This is a genomic window from Streptomyces sp. AF1A (genome assembly GCF_047340315.1).
GTDB lineage: Bacteria > Actinomycetota > Actinomycetes > Streptomycetales > Streptomycetaceae > Streptomyces.
Map to the genome: position 1 here is coordinate 1 of NZ_JBLEBI010000235.1, position 8,516 is coordinate 8,516.

10 protein-coding genes are annotated in these 8,516 nt (G+C 74.3%); 4 read left to right on the plus strand and 6 right to left on the minus strand.

What is annotated here, in order from left to right; genetic code table 11:
* Positions 1-816 (minus strand): ROK family transcriptional regulator (locus ACLU3S_RS33900; protein ID WP_413955830.1); only part of this gene is annotated, 816 nt, incomplete at its 3' end.
* Between the two features lie 48 nt (positions 817-864).
* Here ACLU3S_RS33900 and ACLU3S_RS33905 point away from each other — a divergent pair.
* From ACLU3S_RS33905 to ACLU3S_RS33915, 3 genes are all read left to right on the plus strand, one after another.
* Positions 865-1,944: a Gfo/Idh/MocA family oxidoreductase gene (locus ACLU3S_RS33905; RefSeq protein WP_413955821.1), complete on the plus strand. Its 1,080-nt coding sequence runs from the start codon at positions 865-867 to the stop codon at positions 1,942-1,944.
* Complete coding sequence (locus ACLU3S_RS33910; RefSeq protein WP_413955822.1) at positions 1,944-2,453, plus strand: heme-degrading domain-containing protein; 510 nt, start codon at positions 1,944-1,946, stop codon at positions 2,451-2,453. Before ACLU3S_RS33905 ends, ACLU3S_RS33910 begins: the two co-directional genes overlap by 1 nt.
* 95 nt (positions 2,454-2,548) lie before the next feature.
* Positions 2,549-3,424, plus strand: coding sequence for an LLM class F420-dependent oxidoreductase (locus ACLU3S_RS33915; RefSeq protein WP_413955823.1), 876 nt, complete (start codon positions 2,549-2,551; stop codon positions 3,422-3,424).
* Positions 3,425-3,732: 308 nt separating this feature from the next.
* Here the strand turns inward: ACLU3S_RS33915 and ACLU3S_RS33920 are convergent, their stop codons facing one another.
* From ACLU3S_RS33920 to ACLU3S_RS33935, 4 genes are all read right to left on the minus strand, one after another.
* Complete coding sequence (locus ACLU3S_RS33920; RefSeq protein ID WP_413955824.1) at positions 3,733-4,590, minus strand: fumarylacetoacetate hydrolase family protein; 858 nt, start codon at positions 4,588-4,590, stop codon at positions 3,733-3,735.
* Positions 4,591-4,717: 127 nt separating this feature from the next.
* Positions 4,718-5,443 (minus strand): YidC/Oxa1 family membrane protein insertase, encoded by a 726-nt coding sequence (locus tag ACLU3S_RS33925; protein ID WP_413955825.1) that lies wholly within the window; start codon positions 5,441-5,443, stop codon positions 4,718-4,720.
* A 101-nt stretch (positions 5,444-5,544) separates the two neighbouring features.
* Positions 5,545-5,859, minus strand: coding sequence for a DUF6412 domain-containing protein (locus ACLU3S_RS33930; RefSeq protein WP_413955826.1), 315 nt, complete (start codon positions 5,857-5,859; stop codon positions 5,545-5,547).
* A gap of 55 nt (positions 5,860-5,914) precedes the next feature.
* Positions 5,915-6,442 carry a winged helix-turn-helix transcriptional regulator gene (locus ACLU3S_RS33935; protein WP_413955827.1) on the minus strand — a complete coding sequence of 176 codons (528 nt, stop codon included), beginning with the start codon at positions 6,440-6,442 and terminating at the stop codon, positions 5,915-5,917.
* A gap of 125 nt (positions 6,443-6,567) precedes the next feature.
* Between ACLU3S_RS33935 and ACLU3S_RS33940 the strand changes: the two genes are divergently transcribed.
* Entirely contained in the window at positions 6,568-7,968 is a 1,401-nt protein-coding gene (locus tag ACLU3S_RS33940; protein ID WP_413955828.1) for an MFS transporter, read from the plus strand.
* A gap of 42 nt (positions 7,969-8,010) precedes the next feature.
* Here the strand turns inward: ACLU3S_RS33940 and ACLU3S_RS33945 are convergent.
* The coding region (locus tag ACLU3S_RS33945; protein WP_413955829.1) for a class E sortase at positions 8,011-8,516 on the minus strand (506 nt) is incomplete at its 5' end.

Sequence of the window (8,516 nt, forward strand, 5' to 3'; positions counted from 1 at the left end):
GCACTCGCACAGCGGTCCGTCCAGCTGGATGACCTGGTGCCCGAACTCCCCCGCCCCGGTGCGCGAACCCCGGTGCACGCGACCGCCGATCACCAGCCCGGCGCCCAGCCCCGTCCCGAGGTGCAGATACGCGAAGGACCCGCCCTCGCCGCCCACCGACAGCCCGAGCGCGGCGGCGTTGGTGTCCTTGTCGACGACCACCGGCACTCCCAGCCGCGCCTCGAGCGCGTCCCGCAGCGGAAACCCGTCCCACTCGGGAAACCCCGTGACCCGGTGCAGGACCCCGCGCGCATGGTCGAGCGGTCCCGGCAGCGCGACGCCGGCCCCGAGCAGCGAGCCGACCTGCGCGAGCCCGCCCTCGGCGTCCCCGAGCGCCGCCCGCACCAGCCCGGTCACCTCCCCGGCGACCGCTTCCAGCACGGCCTCGGCCCCGGCCCCCAGGTCCAGTGCCGACCGGCGCTCCGCCACCACGGCCCCGTCGAGGTCGACCAGGACCGCCCGCAGCTCGTCCCGGTCGAGATGGACGCCCACCGCGTGCCCGGCCTCCGGCACCAGCCGCAGCACGGTCCGCGGCTTGCCGCCGGTCGAGGCCTGCCGCCCGGCCTCGGCCGCGAACCCCTCCTCCCGCAGCCGCGCAGTGATCTTGCTGACGGCCTGCGGGGTCAGCCCGGTGCGCTCGGCCAGCTCCAGCCGGCTGATGCCGGCCGTCCCCGCGCCGCGCAGCAGGTCGAGCACGAGCGCGGTGTTGTGCGACCGCAGCGCGCGCAGGTTCGCCCCGGCCGGGCCGCCGCTCTTCGTCCTGTTCACGCCACCCATTCTGCCCACCGCTTGCACTTTGGCAACAGCGTTGCGAAAGTGGGTCCCATGACAGGACGCAACACTCCTCCCTCCCTACGCGTCGGCCTGATCGGCTACGGCCTCGCCGGCTCGGTCTTCCACGCCCCGCTGATCGCCGCCACCGAGGGCCTCGCCCTGGACACGGTCGTCACCTCCCACCCGGAGCGGCAGCAGCAGGCCCGCGCCGAGTTCCCGGACGTGAGGCTCGCCGGCACCGCGGACGAGCTGCTGGACCGCGCGGGCGAGCTGGACCTGGTCGTCATCGCCTCGCCGAACAGGACGCACGTCCCGCTGGCCACGGCCGCCCTCAAGGCCGGCCTGCCGGTGGTCGTGGACAAGCCGGTCGCCGGCACCGCGGCCGAGGCCCGCGAGCTGGCCGCGCTCGCCGAGGAGCGCGGCCTGCTCCTGTCGGTCTTCCAGAACCGGCGCTGGGACAGCGACTTCCTGACGCTGCGCAAGCTGCTGGCGGACGGCGAACTCGGCGACGTCCGGCGCTTCGAGTCCCGCTTCGAGCGCTGGCGCCCGGAGCCCAAGGGCGGCTGGCGCGAGTCCGGCGACCCGGCGGAGATCGGGGGTCTGCTCTACGACCTCGGCAGCCATGTCGTCGACCAGGCCCTGGTGCTGTTCGGCCCGGCCGGCGAGGTCTACGCCGAGGTGGACACCCGCCGCCCCGGAGCCGAGACCGACGACGACACCTTCATCGCACTCACCCACGCGAGCGGCGTCCGCTCCCACCTCTACGTCTCCGCGACGGCCCCCCAGCTCGGCCCCCGCTTCCGGGTGCTGGGCTCCCGTGCGGGCTATGTGAAGTACGGCCTGGACCCGCAGGAGGCGGCCCTGCGCGAGGGCCTGCGCCCGGGCCCCCGGTGGGGCGCCGAGCCCGAGTCCCTGTACGGCCGTATCGGCGCCGGCGAGTCCCCGCTGACCGGCGGCGGCACCCCCGTGCCGACCCTGCCCGGCGACTACCCGGCGTACTACGCGGCCGTGGCCGACGCGCTCAGGGGCGCGGGCCCCAACCCGGTGACCGCCCTGGAGGCGGCCGCCGCACTCGACGTGCTGGAGGCGGCCCGCAGGTCCGCCCTGGACAAGGTGACGGTGACCCTGTGATGCACCAGCCGCAGATACCCACCAGGACCACCGCCGAACTCACCCCGTCCGTCGAGGAGCTGGAGGCGCAGGAACGCCGTCTGGTCTTCCGGCAGTTCACCTACGACGACGCGTGGGCCCTCGGTTCGCTCCTGGTCGAACTGGCCCGGGAGAGCCAAGCCCCGGTGGCGATCGACATCCACCGCGCCGGCCAGCAGCTCTTCCACGCGGCGCTGCCGGGCTCCACCCCGGACAACGACGCCTGGATCGCCCGCAAGCGCCGGGTGGTGGAGCGCTACGGCGCCTCCTCCTACCTGGTCGGCGCCCGCTTCCGGGCCAAGGGCACGACGTTCGAGGACTCCTCCCGCCTCGACCCCGACGTCTACGCGGCGCACGGCGGCTCGTTCCCGATCACCGTCGAGAACGTCGGCGTCGTCGGCGCGGTGACGGTCTCGGGCCTGCCCCAGCTCCAGGACCACCGGTTCGTGGTGGCGGCGCTGGAGCAGTTCCTGGGCCGTTCGGCCGAGTGAGGTAACGGCGGGAATCAACCCGGGACGCCCTCCGGTTGGCAGTGGCTGAAGGCGCGATGATCACGGCACGGCCCACCACCCGGAGGGAAGACCCGATGAGCGACACCACAGCCCCCCTGAAGCAGCGCGTCGGACGGTACGGCGTCTGGAGCGTCGAACTGCGTTCGGAGGACCCGGACCGGCGCGGCCGGCTGGACGAGGCCGCTGCCGAGCTGGAGGAACTGGGCTACGGCGCCATCTGGCTGGGCGGCAACAGCACCGCCGGCCACGCGGCCCCGCTCATCTCGGCGACGCGCCGGATCGTCGTCGGCACCAGCATCCAGAGCGTCTGGCAGCAGGACGCCGCCACGACCGCGGCCGGCTTCGCCGAGGTGGACACGGCGCACCCCGGCCGCTTCGTGCTGGGCCTCGGCGTGAGCCACGGCCCGCGGGTCGAGGGCTACCACCGCCCGTACGCCGCGATGACCGGCTACCTCGACGAGCTGGACAAGGCGGGCGTCCCCGCCGACCGCCGGGTACTGGCGGCCCTGGGGCCGAAGATGCTGAAGCTGTCCGGCGACCGGGCGGCCGGCGCCATCCCCTACCTGGTCACGCCCGAGCACACCGCCCAGGCCCGCGAGATCCTGGGCGAACGGCCGCTGCTCGCCCCGGAGTTCAAGGTCGTCCTGGAGCCGGACCCGGCCCGCGCACGCGAGACCGCCCGCGCCTATCTGGCCCATTACCTGGAACTCCCCAACTACACCAACAACTTCCTCCGCCTCGGCTTCACGGAGGACGACGTCACCGGCGGCGGCAGCGACCGCCTGGTGGACGCCGTGTTCGCCTGGGGCGACGACGACCGCATCCGCGCCCGCATCGACGCCTTCCACGAGGCGGGCGCCGACCACGTGGCCCTCCAGGTGGTCACGGACGCCGGAGCCGACGCCCTGCCGCGCGACGAGTGGCGCCGCCTGGCGTCCCTCCTGGGGTAACCGGTCCGGCCCGAAGGGGCACCGCCGGGCGTCCCTCCTGCGGTGACTGATCCGGACCGAAGGGGCGCGGGGCCGCGTTCGACATGCGGCCCCGCCACGCGCTCGCCGGCAACCAACACCGACCCGCAGCCGCGCCGCCTGGCATCCCTCCTACGGTGACTGATCCGGCCCGAAGGGACACGGGGCCGCCTTCGGCATGCGGCCCCACCCCACGAGCGCCAACCGCGCAGGCGCGACCAACCACGAACCACCCGCGGCCGAAGGGCAGAAGGCGAATCCGCAGTTCCCCGGCGCACCCAGCGGAGCGCCTACGCGTCCTTCAGCTCCTGCCGCTGCCGCCCCAGCCCCTCGACCTCCAGCTCCACCACGTCCCCGGCTCGCAGATACGGCTTGGGCTCGGGGTGTCCCATGGCGACTCCGGCCGGGGTGCCCGTGTTGATGACGTCACCGGGGTAGAGGGTCATGAACTGGCTGACGTACCGCACGACTTCGCCCACCGGGAAGATCTGCTCGGCCGTCGTGCCGTTCTGCTTCAGCTCCCCGTTGACCCACAGCCTCAGCGAGAGCCGCTGCGGGTCGGGCACCTCGTCGGCCGTCACCAGCCACGGTCCCAGGGGGTTGAAGGTCTCGCAGTTCTTGCCCTTGTCCCAGGTGCCGCCGCGCTCGATCTGGAACTCCCGCTCGGAGACGTCGTGCGCGACCGCGTACCCGGCGACGTGCGCGAGCCCCTCCTCCGCCGACTCCAGGTAGCGGGCCGTGCGCCCGATGACGACGGCCAGCTCCACCTCCCAGTCGGTCTTGGCGGAGCCGCGGGGGACCAGCACGGTGTCGTCGGGCCCGACGACGGTGTCCGGCGCCTTGAAGAAGACGACCGGCTCGGTGGGCGGCTCGGCGCCGGTCTCGCGGGCGTGGTCGTGGTAGTTGAGCCCGATGCACACGATCTTGCCGATGCGGCCGACCGGCGGGCCGATCCGCAGCCCGGCCGCCTCCAGCGCGGGCAGCTCGCCGGACTCGGCCGCCGCCCGTACCCGGCCGAGCGCGGCGTCGTCGGCGAGCAGCGCACCGTCGATGTCGTCCACGATGCCCGACAGGTCCCGGAGGGTCCCGTCGGCGTCGAGCAGGGCGGGGCGCTCCGCCCCCGGGGTGCCGACTCGCAGCAGCTTCATGGTCACCATCTCCCTCGGTCGCGGGCGCCCGGCCGATGGGTGCGGCCATCGGAGGACTGGCTGATCCTCCAATCCCGCCGTCCAGTCCGCAAGACCTTGTTCACGTACTGGACCGTCACCGCGCCTCCTACCGGTACAGCACGGCCCGCTCCACGGCGGTCCAGGTGGTGCTGGTGACGACGTACAGCGCGGCGGCGAGCGGTACGACGGCCACGGTGACGAGCGTGACGTAGGACAGGAACGGCATCACCTTGTTGACCGCGCCCAGCCCCGGCACCGGCTCGGCGTCGCCGGCGCCCACCGAGCCCGGGCTCGCGGCCGTCGTGCGCCGGGCGCGCCGGAAGTTGAAGGTCGCGACGGCCGCGACGAGGGCGAAGAGGGCGAGGTAGACCACGCCGGCCGAACCGAACACCCCGCCGTCGGCGAGCGCGTCGGCCCACCGCCCGCCGAGCGGCGCCGCGAACAGCCGGTGCGCGAGCAGGCTATTGCTGCCGCCGCCGACCGCCGAGCCGGAGAAGAGGTGGTAGAGCAGGAAGAAGGCGGGCAGTTGCAGCAGGCTGGGCAGGCAGCCGGACAGCGGCGAGACCTTCTCCTCGGCGTGCAGTTCCAGCACCGCCTGTTGCAGCCGCCGCGGGTCCTTGGCGTGCTTCCTGCGCAGTTCGGCGATGCGCGGCTGGAGGTCGGCGCGGGCACGCTGGCCTCGGGCGGCGGCCCGGGACAGCGGGTGGACGAGCAGTCGTACGAGCGCGGTGAACAGGACGATCGCGGCGGCGGCCGCCGAGGAGTGGCACAGCGGCTGGAGCAGGTCGGCGAGCCGCTCGACCAGGTGCGCGAAGAGGGAGAAGACGGACATGGGTGAGCCCTCCGGGGGTCTCGTCGTGCCGGAGCTGACAAAGGGAATCGGCAGGACGAACCGCGCGAGGGCACGGACGCGAAGGTGCGGGAGGACGTGCCCTACACGGCGGTCGCCGGGAGGGCCCGCCCGGGTGCCCTGGGCCGGCGCCGGCCGGGCGCGTCGGGATCCCGCTGCGGCAGGAAGGCCGTACGCCGGGCCCGGTCGCGGATCGCCGTGCGCACCCGGGTGGGCGGGACGGCGGGCGCGCTGCGGGCGATGAGGAGGCAGCAGACGGCGAGGGCCGAACCGGCGGCGGCGGTCGCGGCGAGGGCGACGGCGGTGGTGAGGCTGCCGGTGTCGGACAGGACGACGGGCAGCAACAGGAGGAGCAGGAACGCGAGGGCACGCGCGCCGGCGGCACGACCGCGAATCATCGCCTCTCCCTCCTTCCGGCCCGGGCTCTCCCGCACTGAGTCGGTTATACCTGACCTATCCCTGATCGGTCTGCAGCGGCTCCAGCAGCCGCTTCGGCTTGAGCAGCGCCCGGCTGACCGGATCCGCCGGGTCCGGATCGAGTCCGGGTCCCGGCTCCGTGACAACGTCCGCGACCGGTACGACGGTTCCGCACGCGGGACATTCGCCGTACGACCCGAGTTCGGTGCCGCATGCCGCGTGCCGGAAGTAGCGCAGCTGCGTCTCGCCGAAGTGCTCGCGGCCCCACAGGCCGAGGGCGCGCAGGGCGGGCCACAGGGCGATGCCGCGCTCGGTGAGGACGTACTCGTCCCGGGCCGGCGACTGCTGGTAGCGGCGCTTTTCGAGGACGCCCTCGGCGGTCAGCGTCTGCAGGCGGGCGGCCAGGACGGCGCGCGGGATGCCGAGGTGGACCAGGAAGTCGTTGTACCGGCGCACGCCGTAGAGCGCGTCCCGGACGACGAGCAGCGTCCAGCGCTCGCCGACGACCTCGAGCGCGCGGGCGATCGAGCACTCCTGTGTCGCGTAGTCCTTGCCCAGTGCCATGCCCCCACTGTAGCCACTTTCCGACACTCGGTTCAGTGACCGAACTTACGATGCTAGGCTGACTGCAAACAGCTCGGTTCAATGACTGAACCGAAAAGCCTAGACGCCTCAGGACAGGACATGCCATGACCGGGCTCGACTCCGTCGCCACGCCCGCGGCCGTACACACGGCAGCACCGCCGGACACCCCCGCACGCCCCCGCGCCACCCTCGCACTGATCAGCGCCGCCACCGCCGTGGCCCTGATGTCGTACACCGCGCCGATGATCACGCTGCCGGAGACGGCGGCCGCCCTGCACACCTCGCTCTCCGCCCAGGCCTGGCTCCTGAACGGCACCCCGCTGGGCCTCGCCGCCCTGCTCCTGGTGGCCGGCAGCCTCGCCGACGACTACGGCCGCCGCCGGATCTTCCTCTCCGGCACGCTGGCCCTGGGCCTCACCACCGCACTCGGCGCGCTCACCACGTCGACCTGGCAGTTCACCCTCGCCCGCATCGCCCAGGGCGCCGCCAGCGCGGCCCTGCTGGCCAGCGGCCTCGGCCTGATCGTGCACGCCTTCCCGAGCCCCCGCGGCCGACTGCACGCGACCGGCGTGTGGGGCGCCTTCGTCAGCGGCGGCATCGCGGCGGGCCCGCTCGTGGCCGCCGCGCTGCCGAACTGGCGGGCCGGCTACGGCGTCCTCGGCGCCGCCGCCCTCCTCCTGGCCGCGCTCGGCACCCGCACGCTGGCCGAGTCCCGCGCCCCGCGCGGCGGCCGCCCGGACACGCTCGGCGCCCTCGCCTTCGGCCTGGCCCTGGTGGCCCTGGTGGCCGCCCTCACCCTGGGCCGCGACGGCTGGCTGCGCGCGCAGGTGGGCCTGCTCCTCGCGGCGGCGGTCGTGCTGGGCGCGGCGTTCGTCGCGGTGGAGCGCCGGACCGCCACCCCCATGATCGACCTCGGCCTGCTGCGCCGTCCCCGCTTCCTGGCCTCCTCCGCGGGCGGCCTGTTCACGGGCCTGTCGGTGATCGGCATGTTCAGCTTCCTGCCGGCGCTGATGCAGCAGGTGCTGCACCTGTCCCCGCTGGACACGGCCTGGCTGGTCCTGCTGTGGTCCGGGCTGAGCTTCGCGGTCGCCCTCCAGGTCAAGCACCTGGCCCCCCGCGTCCCCCCGCGCGCCCAGCTCGGCATCGGCTTCGCCCTGCACATGATCGCCGTCCTGACCATGCTCGGCGCCCTCGCCTCCGGTTCCTGGTCCCGGCTGCTGCCCGGCCTGATCGTCGGCGGTGTGGGCAGCGGCCTGCTCAACGGTGCGCTCCCCCTCCTCGCCGTCGAGTCCGTCCCGCGCGAGCGCGCCGCCATGGGCTCCGGCGCCCAGCAGACCTTCCGGTACATCGGCTCCTGCGCCGGCGTCGCCCTCACCATCGCCCTCGCCACCTCCGCCGGCAGCCTGACCCGCGGCACGGACATCGCCCTGCTGGTGTCGGCGATCCTGGCGGTGGTCGGCGCGGTGCTCGTCCTCGCGCTGCGCGACCGGGCGCAGGAGGGCTGACGGGCCGCGTCCGCGCCGGCCGCGCGAGCAGGCGCAGGGGGCTCACGGGACCGCGCCGACGCCGGCCACGCCAGCGGGCGCACCGGGCCAACGGGGCCGCACCGACGCCAGCCTTCCCCACACCACCATCCGGTACCGCGAGGTGAACTCGGGCGTGCAGGTGGTCAGGGTGAGGTAGTGGCCCGGCTCGCGGTACCCGTACCCGGGCCGGACCAGGGACCGCGGGACGGGCCGGACGACCCCCGCGTCCAGGGCGAAGGTCCGCGGCAGGATCTGGTCGACGTCGTACGTGTACGTCGCCGTCCGCGTCTCCACCTCGATCTCGTCCCCCCGCCGCAGCCGGGGCAGGTACCGGAACGGCTCGCCGTGCGTGTTCCGGTGCCCGGCCAGCGCGAAGTTCCCGGCCTGCCCCGGCTGTTGCGTCCCCGGGTAGTGCCCGACGTACCCCTTGTCGAGCACGCCCGCCTTGCTCACCCCCTCGGCCACGGGAACGCGCAGCCGCAGCCGCGCGATGCTGAGCACGGCGTAGGCCTGGGACCGCCGCACGG